Here is a 26,208-nt window from a genome sequence, read left to right as displayed (position 1 = left end):
GTGCAATGCGTCCAGTCAGCAATGCGCCAACCAGTCGGTCCATTCCGTCTTGGCCCGGTCGGTGTAGGCCTTGTACCGGTCCTTACGGCCCCGGCGACCGCCTTTGAGGCCATCAACCGGGCGAAACAGACCAAAGTTGACGTTCATGGGTTGAAAGGTCTTGGCTTCGGCCCCGCCGGTAATGTGGTGTATCAACGCGCCCATGGCACTGTCCTGCGGGATCTCGGGCAGGGAACGCCCCAGGATCTCGGCAGCAGCCAGCCGCCCAGCCAACAAGCCCATTGCAGCGCTTTCCACATAACCCTCGACGCCGGTGATCTGGCCGGCAAACCGAATATTCGGTTTTGATTTCAGCCGCATCTGCGCGTCCAGCAATGTCGGAGAGTTGATGAACGTGTTGCGATGAATCCCGCCCAGGCGCGCGAAACTGGCGTTCTCAAGCCCCGGGATCATGCGAAACACTTCGGTCTGAGCGCCGTATTTCATCTTGGTCTGAAAACCGACGATGTTGAACAAAGTGCCCAGCGCGTTGTCTCGGCGCAGTTGCACAACGGCATGAGGTTTGACGTCAGGCTGATGCGGGTTGGTCAGGCCGACTGGCTTCATGGGACCGTGGCGCAGCGTTTCGCGGCCCCGTTCCGCCATAACCTCGATGGGCAGGCAGCCGTCAAAATACCCGGCAGTTTCACCTTCGTGGAATTCTGTTTTGTCCGCCGCCAACAGGGCGTCGATGAACGCCTCATACTGATCGCGGTCCATGGGACAGTTCAGATAGGCCGTCCGCTCCTCTTCGGTTTCGCCCTTGTCATAACGGGACTGCATCCACGCCTGGCTCATGTCGATGCTGTCGGCATAGACAATGGGCGCGATCGCGTCGAAGAACGCCAGAGCCTCGGCACCTGTCTGGGCCCTGATCGACTCGCCCAGCGACGAGGACGTCAACGGACCCGTCGCAATGATCCAGTGGCCGTCGTCGGGCAGGGCGGTGACTTCTTCGCCTGTCACTTCCACCCGCGGATGGGCCTGCAGCTTGGCGGTCACTGCTTCAGCAAACGGATCACGATCCACGGCCAATGCGCCACCGGCGGGCAGGCGATGCGTATCGGCGGTGCCCATGATGATGCCGTTGGCTTCGCGCATTTCCCAATGCAGCAGACCGACGGCATTTTGTTCGTCGTCATCCGAGCGGAAGGAGTTCGAGCACACCATCTCGGCCAGATTACCGGTCTGGTGCGCAAAAGTGCCCACTTTGGGCCGCATTTCGTGGATTACAACATCCACGCCCATTTCCGCTGCTTGCCAGGCCGCCTCGGACCCCGCCATGCCGCCGCCAACTATATGCAATTTCTGTGTCATGAGGTGCCACATAGGGCACAGCATCGCGCAACGCAACACACGCCAAGTTTCGCGTTGATTAGCTAGTAATTTAAGGAGGGTACTTGGGGTCGCCGCAGCGGGAATGTCAGCGCCGGTGAGAGAAACCAGCTTGGAGGGACCTTCCGCCTACAGCGACCCAAAAGCGTATTTGGGCCTAAGCCATGTCTCAGCTTTGCCACAGTGTGGCCCTTTTGAAAAGGACTAAATTGCGAACAGTCGTGAAAATTTCCTTAAATAATCTCGTTATTGTTCCCAATTTGGCGGTCTTTTTTCGATAAATGCAGATATTCCTTCTTCGGTATCCCGATGCATCATATTCTGTGCCATCACCTCGCCGGTATAGGCGTAGGCCTGTTCGATCGGCATATCCAATTGCTTGTAATAGGCCTGTTTGCCCACTTTGACCGCTGATCCAAGCTTGTCCGCCAGTTGTTCGGCCAGCGCCATCGTTTCATGTTCCAACAACATTTCGGGTACTGCGCGATTGACCAGGCCCAGCTCTGTCGCGCGTTCTGCGGAGATGAACGCGCCTGTCGTCAACATCTCAAATGCCTGTTTCCGGGGGATATTCCGGCTGAGGGCCACCATAGGGGTCGAGCAAAACAACCCGATATTGACCCCGTTTACACCAAAGCGCGTGCCTTCGGCTGCAATCGCAAGATCACAAGTGGCCACCAGTTGGCAGCCGGCGGCCGTGGCGATGCCGTGGACTTGCGCGATCACGGGTTGGGGCAGAGATTGAATCGACAGCATCATTTTGGCGCACTGCGCGAACAAGTCCTGGAAGTAGGCTTTTCCCCCATCCTCGCTCTGACGTCCCGCAGTCATCTGTTTCAGATCGTGACCTGCGCAAAACGCCTTGCCTTCGCCGGACAGGATCACAGCGCGAATACTCGAGTCGTTGCTTAAGGCGTCGAATTCAGCCTGAAGTGCTGCCAGCATCTCTTCGCTCAGGGCATTCAAGCGCTCTGGCGCGTTCATTTTCAACCGGGCAACGCCATTCATGTCGTTACGTTCCAGAATTCCCATCTTGCTCTCCGATCTGATGTCGGGCCAACTCTAGGGTGGCAATTCGAGGAGGGGAAGTATGTCGTTGGTTTTGAACCGCGAACAACTGTCAGATTATCTGGTCGAGGTTTTTCCACAGGTCGAGAAGGACTTTGTCATCGACAGCCTGGATGAAAACTCAATCACCATGCGGCTGAAGGTCGGGGACAGGCATCTGCGGCCAGGGGGGACAGTTTCAGGCCCGTCGATGTTCGGTCTGGCCGATGTCAGCGTCTATGCAATGATCCTTGCATTGAAAGGACGTCAGTCGCTGGCGGTGACGACGGGGTGTTCGATGGATTTCATGCGCAAACCCGATGGGGCCAACGATATGATCGCGCGCTGCAGCTTGCTAAAACTGGGCAAAACGCTTGCGGTAGGCGATGTTCTGATGTTCTCGGAAGGCTCAGACAAACCCGTTGCGCGGGCTACGATGACCTACTCATTGCCACCTGCGGGGTCTGCAGCATCGGCGTTTGGATAAAAAAGGGCCGGGTATGAAACCCGGCCTAGGAAGAGGTCCCTATAGGGACTGGGGATAATTAATACTGCCAGAAATAGCGTTTGATCTCGCGGTCGGCCGCGGGGCGGGTCAGGCCGACATCTTTAAGCATGCGATCATCCAGCTTTGACAGGTTGACCCTGCTGCGGCGCTGTCGTTCCCACTGTGTGACAGTCGCCGCAAACCGCACGGCCAGCGCGGCGATCATCGGCAGCCGAGGGCTATCGTTCAGCAGCATGAGGGCGGGGTTGTGCATATGGCGTGTCATCTTGGGTATCCTTTCAAATTGTATTGACACAAAGTACTAATGTTCGGTACATGTGTGTGATACATTCAGGATTGTGCCAAAAGCAAAGGAAGAATTGTAATGGATACAATTTGGCCAGAGGCGTTACCAAAATCCAAAGGTCCCAAGTACACACTGGTCGCCGACACAATACGAAAAGCGATTGAGAACAAAGCGCTGGAGGTAGGATCTAAACTGCCTCCAGTCCGGGAGCTTGCGTATCGGTTACAAATAACGCCCGGCACGGTTGCCCGGGCATATACGATTCTGACGGAAGAAGGCTTGCTACAAGCCGAGGTTGGACGTGGTACATTTGTCGCCCCTCCAAAATCACCTTTGCTGGACGATGTGTGGGCAAGACAACTTCACCTGCGCGACGACAAGTACAACGCCGATGTCAGCCTGTTCAGCCCCAGATTACCGGACGTGGGGCAGGTGGCATTGATCAGGGAATGTCTTAAGAAAGTGTCCCAAGCCGATCCGCGTTTGCTGATGAATTACCCGACGCGCGATGCGTACCAACCCATGCGGCAGGCGGTCGTTGAATGGCTCTCAGATCTGCCGCTTGGCGCAGTGACCCATGATGATGTGGTTCTGACGCATGGTGGGCAAAATGGTCTTTGCCTTGTGTTTCAGACGATCCTGCGCGGCCCCAAGCCGGTCGTTCTGGTTGAAGATCTGTCATATGCCGGTTTCCGTCGGGCAGGTGAGTTGATGCGAGCCGAGGTTGTCGGCGTGAAGATGGACAAGTGGGGCGTTGACCCTCAGGCTATGGATCACATTTTGCGTCAGACCCAGGCGCAAGCGGTTTGCGTCTCGCCCGAGGTGCAAAACCCAACCGGTACACATACGCCGCTGGAGCGTCGAAAAGAGGTTGTGGAAGTCGCCCGCCGCCATGATTTGCAGATCATTGAAGACGATTGTTATCGGATGGGGGATGCCCGCGAGCCCAGCTATCGTGCATTGGCGCCTGAACGAGGTTGGCATGTCTCGTCGATCTCAAAGATCCTGACGCCAGCCCTGCGCGTTGGGTTCGCCATCGCTCCGCGCGAACGCAGCGTCGATCTTCGGCGTTCAGCCGAATACGGCTATTTCGGTTTGGCACAACCGCTTGCAGAGCTGACCCGGCTGTTGTTGTCTGATCCACGGACACGGCAGATCGCGAGGGACGTCCGCGCCCGGATGGGCGATTATGTCCGGGTGACGGTCAATGCGCTTGGCGGCTTTGATCTGAACTGGGCGCCGGACGTGCCATTTGTCTGGCTGAACTTGCCGTCGGGTTGGCGTGCCGCCGCATTCAGCCGAGCAGCCGAGCGGGAAGGTATTCAACTTAGATCCGCAGACGAGTTCGCGCTGCGGGACGGGCGTGCCCCCAACGCCGTTCGCATTGCGATGAATGGGCACGTGTCATTGGAGCGGTTCGAGGCCGCAATGCAGCGCCTGCGTGCACTTTTAGATAATCCGCCGGAACAGATCAGCGTTTAAAGACTCAGCTCGTTGGTTCGGGGTCGCCGAAAAATCCGGCCAGATGTGAGATCTTTCCCTCATCATCCAAATGCGCAAAATCGTGGCCGGCGACAACTACACTGCCGTCCGGGCCAACCAGACGCCATGTGAAGTGAATGACATCGTTGTGGCCATTGGCCTTGCTGGTCAACTCAAGCATTCCGCCCGTGCTTTGCGCCACCTCTCCGATATGATCGCATAGGTTTGAGCGGCCTTTGACCTCGGCCATGGGATCGACATAGATGCCATCTTCAGCAAAGCACCCAGCCAATATCTCAAGCCGTTTCGCCCGGTTAGGTTCTTTCCATGCTGCCCCATAGTCGTTTGCGGTCTGCTGCCAGTTCATTGCGCAATATCTCCCTTTCTGGATCTTGTCGGGTTAATTAACGTTCAATCATGTATTGCGGTTTATATGTTGAGTTGTGGGGTAAAATAATACCTATTTTATAACATACTGTAATTGCTTATTAAAATAAGTTTCAGCGTTCTTGACGCGCATTACGCCTGCATCTAAATACCCAACATCGAATTCGGGCCGCTCCGTATGTGGGCGGTCTTTCACATCAAACAGGACTATCCTGCCATGAAAACCTTTTCTGCAACACCTGCAGACATCGACAAGAAATGGATCCTGATCGACGCCGAGGGCGTTGTTCTGGGCCGTCTTGCCTCGATCGTCGCCATGCGCCTGCGTGGCAAGCACAAAGCGTCGTTCACCCCGAACATGGACATGGGCGACAATGTCATCGTGATCAACGCTGACAAAATCCAGATGACCGGCAAGAAGCGCGAAGAAAACTTCTACTGGCACACTGGCCACCCAGGCGGCATCAAGTCGCGCACCAAGCAGCAGATCCTTGAAGGCAAGCACCCCGAGCGCGTCGTGACCCAAGCGGTCAAGCGCATGCTGCCGGGCAACCGTCTGGCACGTCAGCAGATGACCAATCTGCGCGTTTATGCCGGTGCCGAGCATCCCCATGAGGCGCAAGCGCCCGAAGTTCTGGATGTTGCATCCATGAACAAGAAAAACACCCGGAGCTAATGACCATGGCTGATCAGATCAATACTCTCGAAGAGCTGAGCGCCGTTGCAGGCGTTGAGGTTGTGGCCGAAGAAGTCATCGTGCGTGAACCCGTACGTGACGAGCTGGGTCGTTCTTATGCCACCGGCAAGCGTAAAGACGCTGTTGCCCGCGTTTGGATCAAGCCGGGTTCCGGCAAGGTCACCGTGAACGGCAAGGACCAGGACAAGTATTTTGCGCGTCCCGTTCTGCAGCTGATCCTGCGCCAGCCGTTCCAGGTTGCCGGTGTTGAAGGTGAATTCGACGTTGTCGCAACCGTCAAAGGCGGTGGCCTGACCGGTCAGGCCGGTGCGGTCAAGCACGGCATCTCGAAAGCGCTGCAACTGTACGATCCGTCGCTGCGTGGTGCTCTGAAAGCTGCTGGCTTCCTGACCCGCGACAGCCGCGTTGTGGAACGTAAGAAATACGGTAAGCGCAAAGCGCGTCGTTCGTTCCAGTTCTCGAAGCGTTAATTCGCTGCCGAGTGCACAAATTCAAAGGGCTCGCAGTTGCGAGCCCTTTTTCGTTTGGGATGCGTGTACGGTTATTCTTCGTACACCATCTTCCAGGCGCCATCCTCGACAACGCTCACGTACACTGAGTCGGCCCCCTGATGGTCATCAGGTCCAAAAGTCATGTGGTTTCCAACCAGTTCATCCTGATAGTCCAGCGTTTCCATGGCCGCGATAAAGCTTTCATGAGTCAGATCGGGGCCAGCAGCCTCAAGCGCTTTGACCATCGTTTCAGCAGCAGAATATCCCAGCATTGCGAACCCGACGGGATCTTCACCGGTTGCCGCTTTATATTCCTCGATAAAGGCGGCAGGGGCGGGATCTTCCGCGCGGGACCACAGATCCTGCCAGGATGCGGCGGCATAAAAACCGTCGGTCACACCGCCCGGCACTTGCGCGACGACGGTCAGGAAGCTGGCCGAGGTGCCAAGGAACTTCATATCTGCAAGGCCCATCTTTTTGGCCGTGCCGACAACTGTGATAGCCTGTCGTACGCCCAGAGCGATCGTTACGATATCGCAGCCTTCTTCTTTTAACTTGCTGAGTGAGCCCACGAAATCCGTTTCATCGGGTTTGTGCGTGGTCTCAGCGACGAAAGCGATCCCGGCTTCTTCGGCACCGGCCTTGGTGCCTTCGACGATCTCCTCACCAAAATCGGTTGGCAGATACATCGAACACACAGACTGACCACCAAACTGCTCAGCGAGATATTTCACACCGACACGGCTTTGGTCAAAATATGTGGAAAAGGCCGTGAACTTGTTGTCCATCGGCTCCTGCAACATCTGCCGTGCAGCAGACAAAGGGGCAACATTGGGAATACCTTTTGGATCCAACAGCTTGAACCCCGCGACATTCATCGGCGTTCCCAGCGACTGCAGCATTGCGAACACCTTGTCGCGGTTCAGCAGCTTGTTATAGCCCTGCATCGCACGCGGCATCTGATACCCATTGTCCTCAACAACATAGCGGATCGTCCGCCCGTGTATGCCACCATTAGCGTTCACGCGGTCAAACACCACATTTGCACCCTTGGTCGCCGGAACACCGACGGCTGCGAAGATACCGCTCAGGTCATTGACCGACCCGATGATAATCTCATCATCCGTGACACCCTGGGTCTGTGCATTGGCAAGGGTCGCCGAAGCCGTCAAGGCGGTGGCCGCCGCCAGCCGCATGATCACATTCTTCATCTTTCTCCTCCCTTTAGGTTATCTCTTTGATTAACTGTACATGTCTTCAATAAGATGGCCGTGTTTCTTTTCGACAAAACTGCGTTTCAGCTTCATTGTTGCGGTCAGTTCATCGTCATCTGCGGTCAGAAGTACATCAATCAGGCGAAAATCCTTGATCTGCTCGACCCGTGCAAAATCCTTATTCACCGCGTCGATTTCCCCCTGAATCTGATCTTTGATATCAGGGGCCGCACAGAGGGATGCAAAATTTGAAAAGGGGATTTTCCGATCCTGCGCAAATTTTTCGACGTTTTCCTGATCAATCATGATCAGCGCGGTCAGGAACTTTCGCTTGTCACCGATTATCACCGCGTCCGAGATGTAGTGGCTGAATTTCAACCGGCTTTCGATCTCGGCCGGGGTGATATTCTTGCCGCCAGCAGTGATGATGATGTCTTTCATTCGGCCTGAGATGGTGACGTAGCCATCCTCATCAATATGCCCGAGGTCGCCAGTTCGCAGCCATCCGTCGGCAGTGAAAGTTTCGGCCGTTTTTGCGTTATTGCGCCAATAACCCTGAAAAATGTTGAGGCCCTTTAGCTGAATCTCACCGTCGTCGGATATCCGGATGTCATTTCCAGGAACGGCGCGTCCGATGGTTCCGACCTTGTTGTTTTCGATTGTGTTAAGCGTCGCCAAGCCCGAGGTTTCGGTCATCCCGAACCCTTCGACCAACGGCACACCAATGGCCCAGTACCACTTTAACAGGTCCGTCGAAATCGGGGCCGCGCCCGAACCGCCACGCCGCATCTTGTCCATCCCCAACATACGGCGCAAATTACGCAGAACCAGCCTGTCCCACACCCAGAACTGTGCAGCAACGCCAGCAGGGACGGGTTTTCCAGCCAATATGTATTCCGCGCGCTTGAACCCTGCTCTCAGCGCCATGCCAAAGGCTGCGCGACCGGTGGGCGTTGCGTCCTGCGTCATGATCTGAACATACGAATAGATCTTTTCCCAAACCCGTGGAACGGCCGTGAAGGTCGACGGTGAGATTTCTTGCAAGTTCGCAAACACCGTCTCGGGACTTTCGGCAAAGTTAACGACGCATTTTGCAGCCAGTGGGAAATAGATAGATACGTCCCGCTCAAGAATATGGCACAGCGGTAGAAAGCAAAGCTGTTCGTCAGACTCGAGCGCGGGCAGCGCATGGGCCCCGCATTCAATCGCGGCCAAGATGTTCTCGTGGCTCAGCATCGCGCCTTTCGGCATTCCTGTGGTGCCCGAGGTGTAAATCAGAAGTGCAGTGTCCTGCGGTGATGCCAGAGCTATCTCGGCCTCAAAGCGATCGGGTTCTTCAGCCTCGGCCTGCTGACCCAAAGTATATAACGCGTCGATCATCATGCAGCGCGCATGGTCCAGATCGTGCAGCCCCTCATCGTCCAGAATGATGACATTCAGAAGGCCGGGAACCTCGTCTTCGACCTGCAGAAATTTGTCCAGTTGCTCTTCATTCTCGACGATCAGAAAGCGGCTGTCGCTGTCATTAATCAGGTATTTTAGCTGGTTGGCCGAGTCGGTGGTGTAGACACCAGACGCGATGCCACCAACGGCCTGAATGCCCATGTCGAACCAGGCCCATTCCTTGCGGTCCTCTGACAGGATCGATACAACCTCGCCCCGTTGCAGTCCCAATTTGCGCAGTGCAAGCCCAATCCACTTGGCATGCTGCCAATAGTCCGCCCAGGAATACGACTTCCAGATGCCAAGGTCCTTTTCACGGTGCGCTGTGCGATCGCCAAGCTCGGCGCAGCGGTTCCGAAACAGTTCGCAAATCGTGGTGCTTCCGTCGACACAAACCGGGCGTTGGCCGGGGGTTGCGTTCAGGCGAACGCCGTTGACCGTGATCTGAGGGGGCAGGGTGCTGATGTTCATCTGTTTCACCTCCACGTCTTTTTTCGTTTCCAGCGGCGGTTTTCGCGTGCGCCTTCCTCCTGCACGCCCAGATAGAAGTTCTGGATGTCCTCTGACCGCATCAGAACATCTGCTGCGCCGTCCATGACGATGCGTCCGACCTCCATCACATAGCCATGGTGGGCCAGTTCCAGGGCGGCGTTGGCGTTCTGTTCGACCAGCATCATGGTCATGCTCTGTTCGTCATTCAGTCGCTTGAGGATGCCAAAAATCTCCTGAACCAGCAGCGGTGACAAGCCAAGCGAGGGTTCATCCAACAGCATGATCTTTGGGTTGGCCATCAAGCCACGGCCGATTGCCAGCATCTGTTGCTGCCCGCCAGATAATGTTCCCGCCTCTTGGTTGCGACGTTCCTTGAGGATCGGAAAGTATGAGAACACCAGATCCCGATCGTGATCGATCTGACCCTTGTCCTTCAGGGTATAGGCCCCGAGGCTGAGGTTTTCGTCGACCGTCAGCAGTGGAAACACCTCACGCCCTTCGGGCACATGAACGATGCCTTTCTGCACGACCTTGTGTGGCTCGGACCCCTGAATTTCGTCGCCTTCAAACGTGATCTTGCCCTTTTCCGGATCCATCACGCCAGAAACGGTTTTCATCAGCGTGGTCTTGCCCGCGCCATTGGCGCCAAGGATCGAGACAATTTGGCCCTGATGAACATCCAGAGAAACACCCCGGATCGCCATGATCGGACCATAAAAACTTTCGATGTTGCGGATTGTCAGGATCGGCTCGCTCATGAGGCTTTCCCCAAATAGGCCTCGACCACCGCCGGGTGCGACTGAACCTCAGCAGGTGTTCCCAGCGCCAGTTTTGCGCCGTCCGCCATTGCCAGAACGCGATCCGAGACGCCGGAAACCAGCCCCATATCATGCTCGACCATCAAAACCGTGATCTCCATCTGCCGCCGGATATCATCGATCCACCAGCGCATGTCGGTTGTTTCTTCGACCGAGAGACCCGAGGCTGGTTCGTCCAGCAAAAGCAGCTTTGGATCGGTGGCCAGAGCACGTGCCACCTCGACAACCTTTCGCACGCCATAGGGCAGGCCAGAGATCATCTTGTCGCGGAATGCCTGCAGGTCGAGGAAGTCGATGATCTCCTCTACTTTTTCGCGGTTCTCCAATTCCTGCCGCCGCGCGGAGGGCAGAAACAACACCTCGGACAGCATGTTGGTTTTGCGGTGACGGTGCCGTCCGACAAGGAGGTTCTGCAGGACCGTCGCATGCTCGAAGAGTTCGATGTTTTGAAATGTCCGCGCCACACCATATGCGGCCACGCCGGACGGTTTGGCCTTGAGCAAGTCGTGACCGTTATACCGGATCGACCCGGCAAAAGGGTCGTAGAAACGCGAGATCAGATTGAAGACGGTGGATTTTCCTGCACCATTTGGTCCGACGATAGCAAAAACCTCGCCTTCTTCGACCTCGAAAGACAGTTCGTTGACAGCCGTCAGTCCACCGAATTTCAGAGTGACGTTTTCGAACTCAAGCAAGCTCATCTCAGGCGCTCCGTCTTGAGATAGGATTTTTGACGTTTGAACATGTCTTTCCGATAAAACGGAAACAGTTCGAACCACGTCCGGATTTTCAGCCAGCGCCCGTACAGACCCATCGGTTCAAAAAGGATGAAGGCGATCAGGATCATTCCGAAGATGCCAAATTCCAGCCCCGGAATGGCGACGGTGTTGCCACCGAAAAGGGCACCCACGTATTCCTTGGAGATAGATAAGAACTGAGGCAGGAACCCTATCACAATGGCGCCAAGAAACGCGCCGTGGATGGACCCCAGACCGCCGATCACGATCATCATCAGCAACTGGATTGAAATCAGGACGCTGAATGTCTCATTGTTGAATGCGCCCGAGAACATGCCCATCAGCGCGCCTGCCCATCCGCTGACAGCGCAGGACAACGCGAATGAGATCATCTTGGTCCTGGCAATATCCACGCCCATTGCCTGCGCCGATACCTCTGAGTCGCGCACAGCGATAAAGCTGCGTCCTAAAGGTGCCCGCAACAGGTTGATGTAGCCAAGTGTGACCAACACCGCCACACTGAGGACCAGCCAGAAGAACTGAACCGGAGTGCCCCAGCGGTCGACCAGAAACCCGAATATTTCGACACCGCCCAGATATTTACCCGCGACCCCGCCTGTGATCGGCTCGGCCAGAACAATGACGTCATCCATCAGGATGGACAGGGCCATGGTGAAGATCGCAAGGTAGATGCCATGCAGCCGCAGGGCCGGGATTGCTACGGTCACGCCAACCAATCCGGTTAGGATGCCAGCCAACGGAAAGGCGATCAGAAATGGTACGCCCGCTTCCAAAAGGATGACATTGGCGTAGCACCCAAAGGCCAGAAAAGCTGCGTGACCCAGACTGACCTGACCGGTGTGACCTGTTAAGATCATCAGACCGAGTCCCGCTATGGCCCATATCAGCACGTTTGTCAGCTCGCCTAGATAGAAATCATCCAGCCACCACGGCGCGGCTGCGACGGCTGTCAGTAAGATCATATACAGGCACAGCTGATAGGTGTCCTTCCAAGGTCGGATATCCTGCATATAGTTGGTTTTGAACACAATCCGCATGACTTAAACCTTCTTGACCCGAACCTGACTGAACAGCCCGTTGGGGCGGAAAACCAACACTGCCAAGAGCAGCGCATAAGGCGCGATCTGACTGTATCCTGCTGCGATGTAACGGCTGGCAAAGGGTTCAATTACCCCAACGATCAGCCCGCCTGCGAGGGCACCGGGCAGGCTGCCGAAACCACCAATAACGGCTGCGGCAAAGGCCTTGATGCCAAGCAAACCTGTGGTTGGATCAACCGAGCCTTTGGCCGCGAACAAGATCCCTGCAATCCCCGCGACAACCCCAGCCAAAGCCCAGATGAAACCCTGAACGCGCTTTACCGGGATGCCCATGTAATATGCTGCCAACTGGTTTTGTGACGCGCCTTGCATCGCCAGGCCCAATTTGGTCCGGCTGAAGAAAACATACAGACCCCAGGTCAGAAGGATGGTAACGACAATAACGGCGACGTCCTCCATCCCCAGCACCAGCCCTCCAAACCGAACTTCTTTGCCTGCCAATGGGTTTTGAAGTGTCTGCGGCTCGTGCCCCCAGATCAGCCCGGCCACAAACCGGATTACGAACCCCAAAGCGATGGTCAGAATGACGACAGCTGTTTGGCTTTCCCCAAACAAACGGCGAATGATCAGGCGATCTACCAAGTAACCTAACGCGCCCATGATCCCCAGCGAAATCGGAAGAGCCAACCAGAAAGGCAAGCCCATATATTCGGTATTCGTAAGCCCGATTGTCACAAAGGCGCCCAGCATCATGAAATCGCCTTGCGCGAAATTCACCGCCTCAGTGGCCTTGTAAATCAGAACAAAGCCAAGAGCGATAAGGCCGTAGACACAGCCATTCGCCAGCCCGCTGATCAGCAGCTGCGCGTTATCCAAGTCTGTCCTCCCATGCCGGTATGTCCGGCGTTCCTTACGCCCCGGACATCCTCCTTCGTCCGGGGCTTTGTTCTACTATGGCGTGATAATCACCTTCCCGTCACTCTTTTTCAGAGCATTGGCCAGATTTGCCACCACATCGCGCAAGCCAAGCCGTTCAGAAACATCCGTTTTCCAGCGTCCGTCAGCAAACCGGGCCTGTACTTCTCCAACAACTCTCATCTGGTCCGCCGGAGGCGTTGACGTCATCCACTTGGTCAACCAGAACCCCTCGATCCGCTTGCCCATAAAGATCAACTGACCGGTCTGTGTCAGTTTTGGCAATTCGGGGCTGAGCTTGCCGTAGATGACCCACCGTGCACCGTTGGGCATCGAACAAAAAATCTGCTCGGAAACCTGATCCGTCACGGCATCCAAAAAGACACGTGGTTTTAGTTCCATGCTGAGCGCTGCGAATTTCTGTATCATGTCCGGGTCGGACGTGACCAAGACCTCATGAGCGCCAAGTTCCTTCAAGGATTCAACTGCCTCGGCCCGACGCACGATTGCGATGGGTTTCAGTCCCAAATCGCGCCCCAATGAGCACATGAGTTTGCCCAACTGGCTGGTGGCCGCCGAAACGACAAAAGCATCGCCCGCACCCCGCGCGATGTCCACCATGGCCATCGCAGTCATGGGATTGATGACCTGGGCGGAACCATCTTCGTCCGAGATATCGGGTCGCAGTGGGATGCACATCAACGCCTGCGTCACGACATACTCCGCCCACGCCCCGGAACCAGCCGCCACAAAGGCAACCCGTTGATCCTGCAATGCTTCGGCACCGGCGCCGGTGGCCACCACGTCGCCACAGCCTTCGAACCCGGCGGGCGTGCCTTTTACACGCGGCTGCCCGTATTCGCCTTTGATAAAGTGGATGTCGGACGGGTTCACCGACGATGCCCGCAATTTAATCAGGACCTGACCGGGGCCGGGTTGGGGCACAGGAAGCTCGGCCTCGGCCAGCCAATCGGCGGCATCTTCGATAAACGGACCGGTGGCCGATCCGGAATAACCGTCATGGGTTTGAATGACAGCGAACATGTTTGGGGGCAGGGTGGTCATTTTGTTTCCTATCTCCTGTGCGGACACCGCACAGAACGGGTCTGTTGCCAATGGTGTTGCGTTGGATTTAGGGGCAGCCAATCAAACGGGTGTTGGGACGTCAATCAGAGTTGCGTCTGACGTTGCGGGAGCGTGCGCGCCGTATGGAATAAGGGCCGCTCAATTCCGAACGGCCCTTGGAAATTATTGTTGTCCGGTCAAAAGCACACGGAGCTCTTCGATCTTCTGGGCAATCAACTGAGGGGATGCTTTGATTTCATCCAGGATACCCAGAGCCTTTGTTTTGAGGTCCTGCGACAACTGGCTGTCCTGAACCGAAGTCACCATGGCGTCATAGTCAAAATTCTGGACGGAAAGCGTACCTTCTTCGATCCAGGAATTCAGCAGATCTTGCCCCTGATTGGCCAAAGCGGCGACCTGATCTCCGGCCTGGTTGGCCAGATCAGTAGCTGCTTGTCCGGCTTGCTCGGCCGCTTCGTTGGCTTGGTCTGCAATGGAAGATGCGGCTTCGCTCGCCTGCTCGGTCGCGGCTTCTACGGCATCGTTCACAGCCTCACCGGCTTCTTGGGCCGCCGATTGCAGTTGTTCGGCAGGTGTGGGTTCGGGTTGATTGAGATAATAGTAAGCTCCGGCGCCAAGTCCGGCGACGATAACAGCTAATATGAGAGTACGCGACATGGGGTTCTCCTTGAAATATGTGCCGCTTAGATGAGGGTAAATTATCGGTGATCAAAGGGGAATTCCCAGAAATTCATTTCAATTCGGGGGTTTGAGCCAGCCTGCGCCGATCTGATGGAACCAGGTGGCAATAACACGCCGTCATGCGGACAGCACAGCAGGTGAGCTTGATTATTCGCTAAAATCCGAGACGGAATTGGGCCGGAAGCAGACACATTCTGCACAAAGGCCGCGAAGCTGCCGTTCACCGCGCTGCGAAGCCCAATTTCTCGCTGTACAGGCGCGGACACTCAGGTCTGAAATTCAAGCCAACTGAAAACGGTGCGGTTTCGGCCCATTTTTCGTTAAGAACCCAAGAAGCGTTCAAGTTTCGCGCGATCGACCTTGGAGGCGTGACGCTTGTCCATGGGGATTTTGTCAATTGAAATCACCTTGGGAACACCAAAACTAAGCGCACAACTACTCCAAGCCTCAACTTGAGCAGGGAACCCTTGAATGCAAAGCGCCGGGCCTGCTTTCGTATTCACAAGTGCGCAGTGTTCTACACCTGGCCATTGCCTTGCCGCGACTTCGATTGCGAAGGGAAATAATGAACCCGAGTGCACTTCAATTTCGGACCCCATCCGTCCCCATAACCACAATCGACCGTGCTCGTCCAACGTGCCAGCGTCACCGGTTCGGTGCCAAACGACGCCGCCTTCTTTAATTTTGTTTTCCACTGATTGGGCCGGATCAAGATAACCGTTGTTCACATGTGCCCCTGCGACCTGAATTTCATTGTCGCAAATACGGAGCTTGATCTCAGGCACTGGATATCCGACGAGAAGCCCATCGCCACCGGACATCCGACGGTAATCCTCCTCCGAGATGTCCCTGGCGTCGAGATGGGCAATCGGTTCAGCCTCGGTCGATCCGTAGACGCAAATAACCGAAAGCTTGTGCCGGGTTCTCAACGTCTCCACCAGGTCCGGGAACACCGGGCCACCGCCCGTGAACACCGTGCGCAACGCACCGGTGTCGCCGGATTGAGCAAGTTTTTCACAAAGTGACGGCGGGATGAGGGTTCGGGTGATTTGCTGCACATGGATCCAGCTGTCCAACTGTTCCGGCGACAAGCGGTCCAGCTTGCTCAACTTCCAGTTCGGGAGAACACTTGTGCGCCCAGCCGCCAGATTGATCAGTGTGAACACCGGAAAGGCCACCAGATCGCGCTCGACTTGATCGCTGTTAAGGAGGGGTGCGATGGCATCGTGTTGCGCCATCAAAAACGCATGCGAGCGGGGAATGGCTTTCGGCTGGCCCGTCGTCCCGGAGGTAAAAGAAATAAGGGCGATATCCTCCGGTTGAACTTTGTGGACCACCGGATCGCAGCGACTTTCCCCCGGCTTCAGCAGAGGTAGGGACCAAAGGTTTGGAAACAGAAACTTCAGCAAAGAATACGCGCCCGCTGCACAGAACGCTTTTGGATTCGTGGTCCGGGCGGCGTGGCGCAGACCGGCCAACCCCATGGCCGGTTCCGGCAAGACTACGGTGGCGCCAAGGGACCATAGGGCGGCCAGACTTGCATACAGGTCCGCATCGACAGGCATGGCCAAAAGCACGCGATCACCTGGTTGGATACCCTTGTCCTGCCACCTACCTGCCAAGTGCTGAACCCGCATGTGCAGTGTTTGAAAACTTATCTGGCGGCCCTTGCCGTCCACTATTGCGGTCCTGTCCGGAAACCGTTCAACCGCAGCCGAGAAATGGGCGAGCAGGTCAGCCATTCAGCTTCCGCCCAAGCAGGGAATATCGCCGGAAAATCGTTGCACCTTCCGCGGCACTGCGGTCGGCCGAGTTATTGTCATCATGGATCAGCGCATGAATGGCTGTGTCGTACCCCATGCTGAATGCCGTCTTGTGGAACCTGTGTGCCAGATGCCGCCCGGCGCCGGGTTCGAGACTTGCATAGGTCTTAAGGATTGCGGATGTCGGATCGGGGCCTTCGGCATAGTTGGGAATGCCGAACAGAAACCCGGCCAATGACCCGTCGCGGCGGCGCGCAAACAGGATCAGCTCGCGCTTCATCATTGGCACAACCGGCATATACATGGCCAGGAAGTCCGCCTCAGATATCGGCTTATAGAATGCGTTGTTTGAGAATGCCCGGGTTGAAAGTTCGAATACCTGGCGGAACAGGGCCTCGGGATCTGTTCCATCCCACTCTTCCACCACGAACCCTTCGGTTTCCGGCGGTGCCGACCGGGCGGCGGCCTGCAGCGGCACTCGGGCCGAGAAGTACCGGCTGATCTCTTTAAATCCGGCCGACCGGAACACCTTGGGCTCATGAGGTTTGTTGGTGGGTTCCATCAGGAACGAAGCAGACCCGTCGCTGCCCGAGACAAACCGGTAGCTGTGCCAGGTATCGCCGGACATCGGCCCGATGATCCGGTCGAGGCCCGCGTCTCTGACTCGCCGTATCCCCTTGTGCAGGATCTCGGCTCCGGCCTCGGGGGTTTTGCAGGAAAAATCACCGAAGGTTGCGGTGGGAACGCCGTCCCAGTTTGGGCCGTTCAGATACACGGTCAGCTTTGCATCAGCGGTTTTGATCGTCTCTTTGGTCATGAAACAACTCCGGCAAAGAACCCCGCTCCAAGCGATCCAGCAACGACCCAAACATAGTAGAGCAAGGGCAGGGCGAGGGCCAACAGCGTCAACCTAAGAACCCGGTCTTTTTCGAACCAGTGTGGCCGGGCCAATGGAACCGCGACTGTGCACAGCAGTGAGAGCAGGGTCAGAGCCGTCAGCGGCTCAGCCCAGTTCGACTGTTCAGAATTCTGGGAAACAGCCCAAGTCCTAATTATGAACAGGAAAGCCGCAGCAAACGGTATCGCAATAGGATTGGCACACAGCGCCACAGCAGTGAGCCCCATAGCCAACCCCATCGCACTGAGCCCAAAAAAAGAAATCGCATCCCATCCCGTTGCATTTCCTGCCGCAAGCCACCCGAATCCCAAAAACCCTAATGCGGCTACGATATCCAGATCGGGGTACTTACTGTCACAAGGAGAAGCGGTGCGCGCCCAGCCATGTGCGGCAAGAACCATAATCGGCAGTACTGTGTTCTGCAGTTTAGCGGCCGCAAGCAGCAAAAAAACCGCGACAACATACACTCGGGTCGTATGCTTAGTCAGGCCCAGCTTGGTTCCCACCACGCCGAAACTGGCAAGGGCGGCAAAGAACATGGCGGCCAACAGGGCGAGCTCTGCCAAAGAGCTGTGATAGTGGCCGTTCAGAAAAATTAGCAAGCCAAGCGGCAGGAACAAGTTATCAAACCCCCGCCAACTTTGCGCCTCGACCAATGTGCCAAAGGCCGCAACCATAAGACACAACATCATGACGTTAGATGGCGGGAGTTTCGACAAGAACAAGAAGCAGATGATCGCAACCAATAGCGTTACGACAAAAAACACTACTGACCCTTCTAAGCTCTTGTCACCATCTTCCACCACGTAGCGTTTGGTTCCATACGTGGTCCCGGCAAGCGCTGCGGCAGCATCCGCGAGTGTCAGAACTGCGATTGGCAGCAAGTAGAACAGTATGTTTTCGCCCGCCAGCAAGAAGCAAAGCCCAACGGACAAGGCGAGTAGAAAGTCACCGTAGGATGTGCGTTCGACCCCGTGAAGGGTCGCGCCAAGACCCGATGAAAAACGCGGTAGGCGCAGCACAAGCATCACCAGCATTGTGGCTGCGATCAGCATATAAACCGGCCAGCGATCGGGAAAGAGCCAGGGCAGCAGCAACGCAAAGAGGCCCGTGCTGACATGCATCAGCTTGCGCTGCACTTCGGGGCTTAGGCCCGCCGTGTTGGCCAGACTTCGGATGACCATCATTACTCCGACAAGAGCCAATACGGACCCCGCCGCCAGCAGAACTTGACCAGGAACGGTCACGGCTGCACCTCTTCTACGACGAAATCCGAATAGAAGAATGCCATGTCACGGGCTTTCTGCTGCGTTTCGATGTCGGTCAGGGTGTCTATCTGATCCCTGTATTCCGGCGGAACCCGCCGGGGTGCCATCATGTTCCAATAGACCAGTCGGGCGTGTGGCTCTGCGGCGGTTAGGATGGCACCGTAAACCTGTCGGAAGGTTTCGAGCGACATGTACTCGAAAATGTCGGAAAGGTTGAACCCGCTGGCTTTCTCACCGGCCGACACAAAAGCCTCCAGCGATCCGAGGCGAACGTCCAGACGATCCAGCCGAGATCGGATCGTCTCATAATGTTCGGGACGCCATGCTAATGGCAGCGCGTTACCGTGGTTGCCCTTAAGAATCCAATGCAGATAAGGATTTTGAGACGGATCGGTGGCGACCCCCGCATGACGGATGCGGCGGGCGACATGTTGGGCCGGGCTGCCTTCGACATGATCGAAAAATGCGCTGTCCCGGCCCATGCGCCCCATGACGAAGCGAGAAAAGAAGATGTTCAGCAGAAGACGCCAACGGAATGTGTTGAACCGCGTGTCGAAAAAGGTTTTCCGTGCTTCTGGGCTGCGTGGAGTGAACACTTCGTCGATGGTTCGGCGTGAATGCACCAGCGGCAAAAGCCGGGTCCGAAAGACGCGAAAATAGCGTTCAAATTTGCCGACGCCCCCAATGCCGTGTTTTTTGACCTCCGGAGTCAGAGCCTCCCAGAAGGCGCGTGTGTCGGTATCTGTGGCGTCCAAAACCCGGCCCAGCAATGTACCCCGTCGGGTACTTGGGCGCGAGCCAGTAAGTTCGATGAATTCGGAATGAGTCAGCCGCTGATAGGCCGCGATTCTGAGTTTGAGGCAGGCGATCTGTGCCGGTGACAGGTCCAGAACCACGACGCGCACGGGATCGAGTGTCAGCATAGCCAGCGCATTGTCTCCGGCCGAGCAGATGGACACCAATGTTTTGCCCGCACAATCGCCTAGTGCAGAAGTCAGGACATCTGCGTCCTCCCACAGTTGGGCATAGCGGACATAGTCGAAATCCGCTTTATCCTCAATCTCACTGCTACCCATCGCACCGCTCCACCGCGCCGCTTGCCCCGTCGACCGAGATCATCTCGCCATCTTCGATCCAGTGCGTGGCGCCTTTCAGGCCAACCACGCAGGGGATACCAAGTTCACGCGCCACAATGGCCGAATGTGACAACAGAGATCCCCGCTCGACGACGATTGCCGATGCGTTTGAGAATACGGCGATCCAGCCCGGGTCGGTGTGGCGCGCCACCAGTATATCTCCGGGGTCCAGGGCCTCGGTGCGTGGATCACGGATCACACGCGCACGCGCTTTGATCTGTCCTGCGGAACAGCCCGTGCCGTGCTTCGCCCGTGCCGTGTCCACCTCGAGTTCCGCGTTGTCGGACCAGATAGGCGCGATGGCGGGACCACGGATTTCGATGCGTTCCGGCGGGTCGGGGCGTCGGGATGAGGCTTCATCCTCTTGTTTGCGCCGCGCAACGATGCCTTTCAGATCAGGTGACAGGCTATAGCCTTCGACTGCTCCGAGAACCTCATGTGTTGTCAGGAAAAAAACATCCTTTGGTGATGAAAGCAGATCGTGGGCGGCGAATTCCCGGCCGATGCCCAAAAACACACGTCGTGCATAACCAAAGATTCGCGTGCGTTCAAAACGCAGGTTTTCGCGGTCGCGCACACGCGCCTTGGTCCAGCCAAGAATCCATTTGGCCGACTGCCGTTTGAGGGGGGTTGCTGGAAACAGAGCTTGCCAGTCCGGTTCAGCGCCTTCCTGACGCCCAGACGGGGGACGCTCGGCGCTGGCTGCAATCGCCAGCAAAAGGCTGGTTGGGTCGTCGCGCAGCGGAACGCTTTCCAGCTTGAGCTCTTCGGTGCACCGGTCGCCGAATTTCTCAAGATACGCATCAACCTCGGCTTCGATTTGCCGGTGCCCGGACAAAACTGACAGCTCTGCATTGGCTTTCAAAGTTGCGGCAAGACCTGCCTGCCTAACCAACTTTCCCATTTGGGCAATGCGCTGAGCGGGTTCCGCTGAAACGATATCGCCTTGCCCGATCATGAGGTCATTGTGCAGGGTCAACCCGTCCTCGCCCAGCCACTTTTGTAGCAGGTTGCGCGAGCCGCCAAAGGCAATCATGCATAGAAAATCGTTGATCAGCGGGGCGTCCCAACGATCCAGCAAGGTGCTTTCGATGCGCCTGTACTCGGCCGCCAGTTCGGTCGCGTTGGACGTGTTCACATCGAGCCCCGCCAGCAATATGTCGTTCAGCCTATGATAAAAATTGCGCCGGGTCTGCGGCAGCCGGACAGCCTGCCAGATCAGACCGCCCGCAACCTTGGCGAGTTTCGCGTATTCCACGACCCTAGTCCAACCAGTGGTGGGGGGCGGAGCAAGAGCATCCGTGACCTCACGCGGCATCGGTTCAGAAACGCCCATCATCGTTTCCATATAGTCGCGGTTCATCGAAAACCCTGGCAACAGCGCCAGCGCGCGATACCAGTTGATCAGATTGTAATAGGCACGCCCATCCACGCGCCCCAGCAAATTGTCAAAAACAGTTGGGTTCCGGGCAACCGTGTGCCGGGAAACGCCCAGCAACCTGACGAAAGCGCGATACACCTGAGAATAAACATGCAGAGCAAAAGAATAGGTCAGCGGGCTGACGATGCCCGGATAGCTTTCTACGATATTGGAGTTGTCGAAAATAGTAAGTGTCTGGTCTTCGAGCGGCTCAGGACGTAAGGCCGTGGTAATCGGTCGTGCCTGCAAAATATGTAGCCCTTGCGCATCAATGGCCCATTCGATGTCCTGAGGTGATCCGAACAGAGCTTCGGCCTTTTGGGCAAGGGCCGCGATGGATTGCGCCTCGTTCACGTTCAAATGTGTTGGGGTGTTTGGTGCGCTTTCCGGTGTGCCATCCGCACCGATGATCCAGCCCTCACCGTCCGCTTCACCTGACACAAGCTGGTCTGCAAGGCCTTCAATGGCCGAGATCACGACCACATTGCGCCGACCACTGACCGGATCGGCGGAAAAGGCGACACCGGCCGTCTTTGCATCGACCATGCATTGTACGATGATCGCAGGAGCCTCGGCTTGGCCGCCGGATTTGACCGCCCGGTAGGTTTCGACCGTTGCCGAGAAACCGGATTGCCACACCTGCTTGGCCGCTGCGATCACACTCTTGCCAGGAACGTTCAGGACAGACTCGAACTGTCCCGCGTGACTGTGATCCACGCCATCTTCGGACCGGCCAGAGCTGCGCACCGCGTAAGGCCCGGGCCCGAGCGTTTTAAGCGCGGCAGTCACTGCCGATCGCAGGCCCTTTTTCGCGATGGGCCCGGATTGCCCCATGCGAAATGCGTCTTTGGTGATGACAAAGAACTCGGGCGGGGAAAAACCGTGCTGCGTCAGATGTGACAGTGCCGCCGCTTTGCCTCCGACAACCGAGACATCGTTGGCATCCGTTTGGGCGACGATGGAAGTCATACAGGGGCTCCGAACAAGAAGGGCAGGAAACCAGCCGTGGCATAGCAGAAGAAAACCCACAGGCCGGAAACAGTGTCCATCCTGTTCTGTGCTTTCTCAGTTGGTGACTGACTATAGCGGAATGCGGCAGCCCCGCAGGGAACCAGCGCCAGCGCGCCGATAAGGGCGCTTGGCCAGCCAACGCCCGTGACGCTGCCCGTGCCGACAAGAAGCGCGAAGGACAGCAGAACGCAGCCGATCCAGATACGCCCCGCCCGACGCGGACCCCATAGGGCGGAATAGGTGTCGACACCGGTAATCTCGTTTTCAGGAGCCCACAGTTTGCGCCCGATCTCAAGGACGCAGCCATTCACAAAAGACAACGCCAGGAACAGCCACAGAGAGGGCGCCGCCCCGCCTGCCGGCAGCCATTCGAGGCCGGTCAGCAACAGATCAATCAAGGGCATGATCGCCATATGGCTTAGCAGGTACAAAACCGGCCGCGCCTTCAGCCAGGCCGGGACACCGAATTCGACCGTCATCGCCGCGAGCCAGATCCAAACCGCGCCCAACAGCCACAAAACCGACGGGTACCAGAACCAGGCAGCCGCAAATGCCAGTGGAATGGTCAGTAAACCCAGGCTTAGAACTTCACCGGTTGAGACTAATCCGCGTGGGATCGGCCTTTCGGGCCGGTAGCGCCGGTCGTCTTCAGCGTCCTTAAACTCGTCACAGACCCGCATCTGGAAGAACAACGCCATGGCCAACACAAAGCCGGCGGCAAAGGCGGGCCATTCGGGCAGGGGGCGGTCTGCGAGACGGGCGGACACGCAGATACTGGCCGAGGAAAACACCAGCAACAGAGGGACGGTTTTCTTCAGTGGAAAACGCTCGGATTGATAAATCCAGAATCGGTTCTGAATGCTCATCTGTGGCGGGCCAGACTTTCATGGGCGCGGGTGAAATGGCCCGCAGCAATCGCGGCGACGATGGAGATTTCACCACATAGGCACGTGGCCGCGGCCACTTCAGCCAAAGCTGTGCCACACCCGCTGCCCCGTAGGCCGAGTATGTTCAGCGCTGCTGCCTGGCTGGGCAATCCAGTGCCCCCGCCGACCGAGCCAACCAAGATGTTCGGAAGTGTAACCGAACAGAAAAGATCGTCGCCCCTTGGTTCCATTCGCGTGATTCCCATCGCGCTTTCGGCAACGCAGGCCGCGTCCTGTCCGGTTGCAATGTAGAATGCCGCCAGCCCGTTGGCATAGTGCGCCTGCGCCCCAAATTGGCCGGACAAAAGCGCCCCCAGATTGGCGACACGGCCATAGTCAAGCATCGCTTCGACCGTCGTTCCAAGCGTCTTTTTGACAACCTCAGCCGGAAGCGTGACCGAGGCGCTGACCTTACGCCCGCGCCCCGTTACCAGCCCCAGCGCCGAAGCCTTTTTATCGCCCGAAAAATTGCCTTCGACATACCAGTTCTCAATCGCGACAGGGCAGCTATCCGCGATTGCGTGGCACAAGGCGTCGGTGGCGATGGTCACCATATTCTGACCCGCTGCATCACCTGTGGTGTAGCGGCAAATCAAAAAAACGACGTTTGTATCAATGAACGGCTCCAGCGATACAAGCTTGCCATGACGGGTCGTCGCTTCGGCCGCAGATTTGAGCATGTCGACATTTGTCACAACCCAATCCACAAATTGCCCGGCCTTGAGAAGGCTCTCGAATACAAACGCTGGTGTCCGCAGAACACCTTCGTACAAAACAGCTGTACTGACGCCGCCCGATCGGGTGGCGGCATAAGCGCCCCGGGCATAAGACGCGACCAGCGCCGCCTCGGTTGTTGCAAGGGGGATATGAAAATCGCCGTTTGCGTTCATTCCGTTCAAACGTAAAGGTCCAATGACCCCGACAGGAAGCTTAACCGTCCCGATGAAGTTCTCAATATTGGTGCCATAGGTTTCGGCATCTTCTACCGTTTCCGGATCAGCGATTTGCGCTTGATCCTCGTCGCTGGCTGTGGGTTTCAACTGCTCCCAAAAGCGCACGACCATCTCTTTGGTAGGCTTGCGGGACGGGCGCAGTGTTGAAAACTCGGCATCATTTGGAGCCATCTGTTTCGGTATCTGATCAGCGTCAAATCGTGCCCTGATGCGTTGAAGCATTTCCCGAACATGAAACGGAATTATCAAGAGTGCACTCCAATAGATTTTCAGCAAAAAGCGATTACAACCACAATCTGATCGGTATGCAAGTTACTAATAGATCGACTAAAAACCAGCCAAATTTTCCTTTATCAAGTATTTGATCCGAAAGGGTCTCGTATATGTTGCGGTTGATACTACTTTCTGCTCGATAAGCGTGTCTACGCAATAGATCAGCCAAAACGCCAACGGGTCAGATGAAACGCATCGCCTTCAAGCCTCTAATCAGAAGATCACAAAACATCATGCAAAAACTGATGAAAGCCATTGTTACATTTTTCGTTCTTCTAAGTGTTACAGCCTGTCAGCCGGGGACGCGAGCATCCGCCAACGACGAGGTGGAACTCAACGAGGTTGAAGTAGAAATCGTTTCGGTTAAGCCTGAAAAGGATGGGAGTACAGTTACCGTTCGCGACAATGCCGGGAACATGTATCAGGCGGTTATTTCAATCCCCAATCTTGGTCCAGATTCCAATTTCGATTTTGATCATCTTGAGCCTGGTAACCGTATGATCGTTTCCGGAGAATCTTGGTTTCTGGGAGCAGAACGGCAACTTACGGTCAGAGAAGCCAATGCAATCTGAGTGCGGAAGCGTTCGGGTTGTCCAAGCGGGCTGTCTGTTCGACGCTCCCGGCGATAATACCGCGCTCGGTGTCCAAACCCGCGTTTTGGGGTGGCACCGAAGGAAGATATTTTTGACCCTAAAGCAAATCCGCTAAAACAGTAAGTATGCCATCCTCGCCAGTCTTGCTGACGAGGATGGGGGCGACGACCGTTACGCGCTCGCGGTTTTTCGGTCGTAGTCATGCAGCAATTGTTCGGCATCTTCCTTGATGTCCGGGTGCACGATCACCCCATTTTCCATAATTTTCAGATCGTCCAGCCAAACGGTTGCCTTGGTTGAAATACCGTCAAAATGAGAACTGGCGGGTTGGCCATGCGGGGGCATGTCCATCGGAGAGGTGTGGCCGAAGCCGAAGTCGACACCACCCCAGATGCGTTCGTCCTCGACGATTTCCCAACTCAGCTCGCGCACGCCAGTGCAGAGCCCGATCATCATATGGCTGATCCTGCGCATGTTTTCTTCGTCGAAGCCTTCGACATAATCGCGCAACAGGTTCCCGTGTTGGCCGCCGTAATCGAGGATGTTGCCGTCTTGCATGGTGAACTCAACTTTGCCGCCTTTCGACAGGTCAGCATGCATAATCATGTCAAACACGATACGGCCTTCCATCGTGCCGGTTTTGGGAACGAGGTTCACATACCCAGGTGCAGTGCCGAATTTCTTCTGCGAGAAATCTCCGCTATCAGCATCGATCACGTTGTTGGGGTCCATTTCAAAGGACACGTCCGTGCCGCTTTCGCTGGTGACGCACACGGTCTTGGCCTTGGCCGCAAGCGCTACGATCTTGTCGATCACTTGGCCCATGCGGGTGATGTCATAGTGGCAGAACACCCGCTCAAGACTGTCGATGGAACTGCCCGCCAGCACATTGTAACGCAGGTTGTCGTTGGCCTCCATCACGCGTTCCCACATTGAGGAGTAGAGCGTGAACGCCTCGTTGTTTTCGATCCAGATGTCGGCGTGACTAAGGGCGGCTTCCATGGCTCCGGCGGGCCAGTCCGGCATTCCTGCCTCGCCGTTGTTGTTCGCCCGCCGGAACTTCATGATCAGCGGCTTGGCATCCACCTCGGCCGCCGCCTGATAAAAGGCTTGCGTGATCAGCGGGTCGGTGCCGTCGTCCTCGGTCAGGGCCACGGTCTCTCCGGGCTTGGCAGCAAACATCTCCTGAATGATACGGCGCGCAACGACCAGATATTGCTTGGGCAGGTTCGGAGTCATGGTTAGAGT

At 56.3% G+C, this 26,208-nt stretch carries 25 protein-coding genes; 5 read left to right on the top strand and 20 right to left on the bottom strand.

The window, feature by feature from the left end; all coding sequences use genetic code 11:
- Positions 1-15 precede the first annotated feature (15 nt).
- Both trmFO and AC2FFP_RS04660 read right to left on the bottom strand, forming a co-directional pair.
- Positions 16-1,356: a methylenetetrahydrofolate--tRNA-(uracil(54)-C(5))-methyltransferase (FADH(2)-oxidizing) TrmFO gene (trmFO, locus tag AC2FFP_RS04665; protein WP_496764972.1), complete on the bottom strand. Its 1,341-nt coding sequence runs from the start codon at positions 1,354-1,356 to the stop codon at positions 16-18.
- A gap of 264 nt (positions 1,357-1,620) precedes the next feature.
- A complete protein-coding gene (locus tag AC2FFP_RS04660; protein WP_282168336.1) occupies positions 1,621-2,406 on the bottom strand; it encodes an enoyl-CoA hydratase in 786 nt (261 codons plus the stop codon).
- Positions 2,407-2,464: 58 nt separating this feature from the next.
- Here AC2FFP_RS04660 and AC2FFP_RS04655 point away from each other — a divergent pair, with 58 nt between their 5' ends.
- On the top strand, positions 2,465-2,908 hold the full coding sequence (locus AC2FFP_RS04655; protein ID WP_282118460.1) for a PaaI family thioesterase: 444 nt from the start codon (positions 2,465-2,467) through the stop codon (positions 2,906-2,908).
- A gap of 58 nt (positions 2,909-2,966) precedes the next feature.
- Here the strand turns inward: AC2FFP_RS04655 and AC2FFP_RS04650 are convergent, their stop codons facing one another.
- Entirely contained in the window at positions 2,967-3,194 is a 228-nt protein-coding gene (locus tag AC2FFP_RS04650) for a DUF1127 domain-containing protein (RefSeq protein WP_108858650.1), read from the bottom strand.
- A 99-nt stretch (positions 3,195-3,293) separates the two neighbouring features.
- On the opposite strand from AC2FFP_RS04650, the gene AC2FFP_RS04645 reads away from it, so the two are divergent.
- Positions 3,294-4,697: an aminotransferase-like domain-containing protein gene (locus tag AC2FFP_RS04645; protein ID WP_496843874.1), complete on the top strand. Its 1,404-nt coding sequence runs from the start codon at positions 3,294-3,296 to the stop codon at positions 4,695-4,697.
- A gap of 4 nt (positions 4,698-4,701) precedes the next feature.
- Here AC2FFP_RS04645 and AC2FFP_RS04640 read toward each other — a convergent pair whose 3' ends face one another.
- Positions 4,702-5,064 carry a nuclear transport factor 2 family protein gene (locus AC2FFP_RS04640; RefSeq protein WP_496843873.1) on the bottom strand — a complete coding sequence of 121 codons (363 nt, stop codon included), beginning with the start codon at positions 5,062-5,064 and terminating at the stop codon, positions 4,702-4,704.
- 237 nt (positions 5,065-5,301) lie between these two features.
- Here AC2FFP_RS04640 and rplM point away from each other — a divergent pair, with 237 nt between their 5' ends.
- Together rplM and rpsI are read left to right on the top strand one after the other, a co-directional pair.
- A complete protein-coding gene (rplM, locus tag AC2FFP_RS04635; RefSeq protein WP_496722805.1) occupies positions 5,302-5,760 on the top strand; it encodes a 50S ribosomal protein L13 in 459 nt (152 codons plus the stop codon).
- A 5-nt stretch (positions 5,761-5,765) separates the two neighbouring features.
- Positions 5,766-6,251, top strand: a complete 486-nt coding sequence (gene rpsI, locus AC2FFP_RS04630) for a 30S ribosomal protein S9 (RefSeq protein WP_058271904.1) — start codon at positions 5,766-5,768, stop codon at positions 6,249-6,251.
- A 71-nt stretch (positions 6,252-6,322) separates the two neighbouring features.
- On the opposite strand, the gene AC2FFP_RS04625 is transcribed toward rpsI, so the two are convergent.
- The 15 genes from AC2FFP_RS04625 to AC2FFP_RS04555 form a co-directional block, all read right to left on the bottom strand.
- The gene (locus tag AC2FFP_RS04625) at positions 6,323-7,483 is read right to left on the bottom strand and encodes an ABC transporter substrate-binding protein (RefSeq protein ID WP_496722807.1); all 1,161 of its coding nucleotides are present in this window, start codon (positions 7,481-7,483) and stop codon (positions 6,323-6,325) included.
- A 30-nt stretch (positions 7,484-7,513) separates the two neighbouring features.
- Positions 7,514-9,400, bottom strand: a complete 1,887-nt coding sequence (locus AC2FFP_RS04620) for an AMP-dependent synthetase/ligase (RefSeq protein ID WP_496880769.1) — start codon at positions 9,398-9,400, stop codon at positions 7,514-7,516.
- A gap of 5 nt (positions 9,401-9,405) precedes the next feature.
- On the bottom strand, positions 9,406-10,179 hold the full coding sequence (locus tag AC2FFP_RS04615) for an ABC transporter ATP-binding protein (protein ID WP_496722812.1): 774 nt from the start codon (positions 10,177-10,179) through the stop codon (positions 9,406-9,408).
- The gene (locus tag AC2FFP_RS04610) at positions 10,176-10,940 is read right to left on the bottom strand and encodes an ABC transporter ATP-binding protein (RefSeq protein ID WP_496880768.1); all 765 of its coding nucleotides are present in this window, start codon (positions 10,938-10,940) and stop codon (positions 10,176-10,178) included. Before AC2FFP_RS04610 ends, AC2FFP_RS04615 begins: the two co-directional genes overlap by 4 nt.
- Positions 10,937-12,034, bottom strand: coding sequence for a branched-chain amino acid ABC transporter permease (locus AC2FFP_RS04605; RefSeq protein ID WP_496764964.1), 1,098 nt, complete (start codon positions 12,032-12,034; stop codon positions 10,937-10,939). Before AC2FFP_RS04605 ends, AC2FFP_RS04610 begins: the two co-directional genes overlap by 4 nt.
- 3 nt (positions 12,035-12,037) lie before the next feature.
- A complete protein-coding gene (locus tag AC2FFP_RS04600) occupies positions 12,038-12,913 on the bottom strand; it encodes a branched-chain amino acid ABC transporter permease (RefSeq protein ID WP_496764962.1) in 876 nt (291 codons plus the stop codon).
- Between the two features lie 75 nt (positions 12,914-12,988).
- Complete coding sequence (locus AC2FFP_RS04595; protein ID WP_496764959.1) at positions 12,989-14,017, bottom strand: alcohol dehydrogenase catalytic domain-containing protein; 1,029 nt, start codon at positions 14,015-14,017, stop codon at positions 12,989-12,991.
- 183 nt (positions 14,018-14,200) lie between these two features.
- Entirely contained in the window at positions 14,201-14,695 is a 495-nt protein-coding gene (locus AC2FFP_RS04590; RefSeq protein ID WP_496722821.1) for a hypothetical protein, read from the bottom strand.
- A gap of 344 nt (positions 14,696-15,039) precedes the next feature.
- Positions 15,040-16,461 carry an AMP-binding protein gene (locus tag AC2FFP_RS04585; RefSeq protein WP_496764956.1) on the bottom strand — a complete coding sequence of 474 codons (1,422 nt, stop codon included), beginning with the start codon at positions 16,459-16,461 and terminating at the stop codon, positions 15,040-15,042.
- The gene (locus AC2FFP_RS04580; protein WP_496764952.1) at positions 16,454-17,299 is read right to left on the bottom strand and encodes a hypothetical protein; all 846 of its coding nucleotides are present in this window, start codon (positions 17,297-17,299) and stop codon (positions 16,454-16,456) included. Before AC2FFP_RS04580 ends, AC2FFP_RS04585 begins: the two co-directional genes overlap by 8 nt.
- The gene (locus tag AC2FFP_RS04575; protein ID WP_496880767.1) at positions 17,296-18,627 is read right to left on the bottom strand and encodes a hypothetical protein; all 1,332 of its coding nucleotides are present in this window, start codon (positions 18,625-18,627) and stop codon (positions 17,296-17,298) included. The genes AC2FFP_RS04580 and AC2FFP_RS04575 overlap by 4 nt, the downstream gene beginning before the upstream one ends.
- Positions 18,624-19,724: a BtaA family protein gene (locus AC2FFP_RS04570; protein WP_496880766.1), complete on the bottom strand. Its 1,101-nt coding sequence runs from the start codon at positions 19,722-19,724 to the stop codon at positions 18,624-18,626. Before AC2FFP_RS04570 ends, AC2FFP_RS04575 begins: the two co-directional genes overlap by 4 nt.
- Positions 19,717-22,173 carry a PEP/pyruvate-binding domain-containing protein gene (locus tag AC2FFP_RS04565; protein ID WP_496843863.1) on the bottom strand — a complete coding sequence of 819 codons (2,457 nt, stop codon included), beginning with the start codon at positions 22,171-22,173 and terminating at the stop codon, positions 19,717-19,719. The genes AC2FFP_RS04570 and AC2FFP_RS04565 overlap by 8 nt, the downstream gene beginning before the upstream one ends.
- Positions 22,170-23,081 (bottom strand): UbiA family prenyltransferase, encoded by a 912-nt coding sequence (locus AC2FFP_RS04560; protein ID WP_496843861.1) that lies wholly within the window; start codon positions 23,079-23,081, stop codon positions 22,170-22,172. The genes AC2FFP_RS04565 and AC2FFP_RS04560 overlap by 4 nt, the downstream gene beginning before the upstream one ends.
- Positions 23,078-24,316: a hydroxymethylglutaryl-CoA reductase gene (locus AC2FFP_RS04555; RefSeq protein WP_496843859.1), complete on the bottom strand. Its 1,239-nt coding sequence runs from the start codon at positions 24,314-24,316 to the stop codon at positions 23,078-23,080. The genes AC2FFP_RS04560 and AC2FFP_RS04555 overlap by 4 nt, the downstream gene beginning before the upstream one ends.
- A 236-nt stretch (positions 24,317-24,552) precedes the next feature.
- On the opposite strand from AC2FFP_RS04555, the gene AC2FFP_RS04550 reads away from it, so the two are divergent.
- On the top strand, positions 24,553-24,939 hold the full coding sequence (locus tag AC2FFP_RS04550) for a hypothetical protein (protein WP_496764930.1): 387 nt from the start codon (positions 24,553-24,555) through the stop codon (positions 24,937-24,939).
- A gap of 192 nt (positions 24,940-25,131) precedes the next feature.
- Here the strand turns inward: AC2FFP_RS04550 and AC2FFP_RS04545 are convergent, their stop codons facing one another.
- Positions 25,132-26,199, bottom strand: coding sequence for a 2,5-dihydroxypyridine 5,6-dioxygenase NicX family protein (locus AC2FFP_RS04545; RefSeq protein WP_496764927.1), 1,068 nt, complete (start codon positions 26,197-26,199; stop codon positions 25,132-25,134).
- Between the last annotated feature and the right edge of the window lie 9 nt (positions 26,200-26,208).

The sequence above is a fragment of the Ruegeria sp. YTSC004 genome (assembly GCF_059609805.1).
The sequence above is the reverse complement of the archived record's forward strand: the minus strand, read 5'-3'. Positions and strand labels throughout refer to the sequence as shown.

What these genes read in the sequence shown, in the direction of transcription:
- AC2FFP_RS04640 (WP_496843873.1), bottom strand. Translation starts at nt 5,064, where the DNA reads ATGAACTGGCAGCAGACCGCAAACGACTATGGGGCAGCATGGAAAGAA.
- AC2FFP_RS04605 (WP_496764964.1), bottom strand. Translation starts at nt 12,034, where the DNA reads ATGCGGATTGTGTTCAAAACCAACTATATGCAGGATATCCGACCTTGG.
- AC2FFP_RS04570 (WP_496880766.1), bottom strand. Translation starts at nt 19,724, where the DNA reads ATGGGTAGCAGTGAGATTGAGGATAAAGCGGATTTCGACTATGTCCGC.
- AC2FFP_RS04595 (WP_496764959.1), bottom strand. Translation starts at nt 14,017, where the DNA reads ATGACCACCCTGCCCCCAAACATGTTCGCTGTCATTCAAACCCATGAC.
- AC2FFP_RS04610 (WP_496880768.1), bottom strand. Translation starts at nt 10,940, where the DNA reads ATGAGCTTGCTTGAGTTCGAAAACGTCACTCTGAAATTCGGTGGACTG.
- AC2FFP_RS04555 (WP_496843859.1), bottom strand. Translation starts at nt 24,316, where the DNA reads ATGCTTCAACGCATCAGGGCACGATTTGACGCTGATCAGATACCGAAA.
- AC2FFP_RS04545 (WP_496764927.1), bottom strand. Translation starts at nt 26,199, where the DNA reads ATGACTCCGAACCTGCCCAAGCAATATCTGGTCGTTGCGCGCCGTATC.
- AC2FFP_RS04650 (WP_108858650.1), bottom strand. Translation starts at nt 3,194, where the DNA reads ATGACACGCCATATGCACAACCCCGCCCTCATGCTGCTGAACGATAGC.
- AC2FFP_RS04660 (WP_282168336.1), bottom strand. Translation starts at nt 2,406, where the DNA reads ATGGGAATTCTGGAACGTAACGACATGAATGGCGTTGCCCGGTTGAAA.
- AC2FFP_RS04655 (WP_282118460.1), top strand. Translation starts at nt 2,465, where the DNA reads ATGTCGTTGGTTTTGAACCGCGAACAACTGTCAGATTATCTGGTCGAG.
- rplM (WP_496722805.1), top strand. Translation starts at nt 5,302, where the DNA reads ATGAAAACCTTTTCTGCAACACCTGCAGACATCGACAAGAAATGGATC.
- AC2FFP_RS04560 (WP_496843861.1), bottom strand. Translation starts at nt 23,081, where the DNA reads ATGAGCATTCAGAACCGATTCTGGATTTATCAATCCGAGCGTTTTCCA.
- AC2FFP_RS04590 (WP_496722821.1), bottom strand. Translation starts at nt 14,695, where the DNA reads ATGTCGCGTACTCTCATATTAGCTGTTATCGTCGCCGGACTTGGCGCC.
- AC2FFP_RS04620 (WP_496880769.1), bottom strand. Translation starts at nt 9,400, where the DNA reads ATGAACATCAGCACCCTGCCCCCTCAGATCACGGTCAACGGCGTTCGC.
- AC2FFP_RS04645 (WP_496843874.1), top strand. Translation starts at nt 3,294, where the DNA reads ATGGATACAATTTGGCCAGAGGCGTTACCAAAATCCAAAGGTCCCAAG.
- AC2FFP_RS04550 (WP_496764930.1), top strand. Translation starts at nt 24,553, where the DNA reads ATGAAACGCATCGCCTTCAAGCCTCTAATCAGAAGATCACAAAACATC.
- AC2FFP_RS04585 (WP_496764956.1), bottom strand. Translation starts at nt 16,461, where the DNA reads ATGGCTGACCTGCTCGCCCATTTCTCGGCTGCGGTTGAACGGTTTCCG.
- AC2FFP_RS04615 (WP_496722812.1), bottom strand. Translation starts at nt 10,179, where the DNA reads ATGAGCGAGCCGATCCTGACAATCCGCAACATCGAAAGTTTTTATGGT.
- AC2FFP_RS04565 (WP_496843863.1), bottom strand. Translation starts at nt 22,173, where the DNA reads ATGACTTCCATCGTCGCCCAAACGGATGCCAACGATGTCTCGGTTGTC.
- AC2FFP_RS04580 (WP_496764952.1), bottom strand. Translation starts at nt 17,299, where the DNA reads ATGACCAAAGAGACGATCAAAACCGCTGATGCAAAGCTGACCGTGTAT.
- trmFO (WP_496764972.1), bottom strand. Translation starts at nt 1,356, where the DNA reads ATGACACAGAAATTGCATATAGTTGGCGGCGGCATGGCGGGGTCCGAG.
- AC2FFP_RS04625 (WP_496722807.1), bottom strand. Translation starts at nt 7,483, where the DNA reads ATGAAGAATGTGATCATGCGGCTGGCGGCGGCCACCGCCTTGACGGCT.
- rpsI (WP_058271904.1), top strand. Translation starts at nt 5,766, where the DNA reads ATGGCTGATCAGATCAATACTCTCGAAGAGCTGAGCGCCGTTGCAGGC.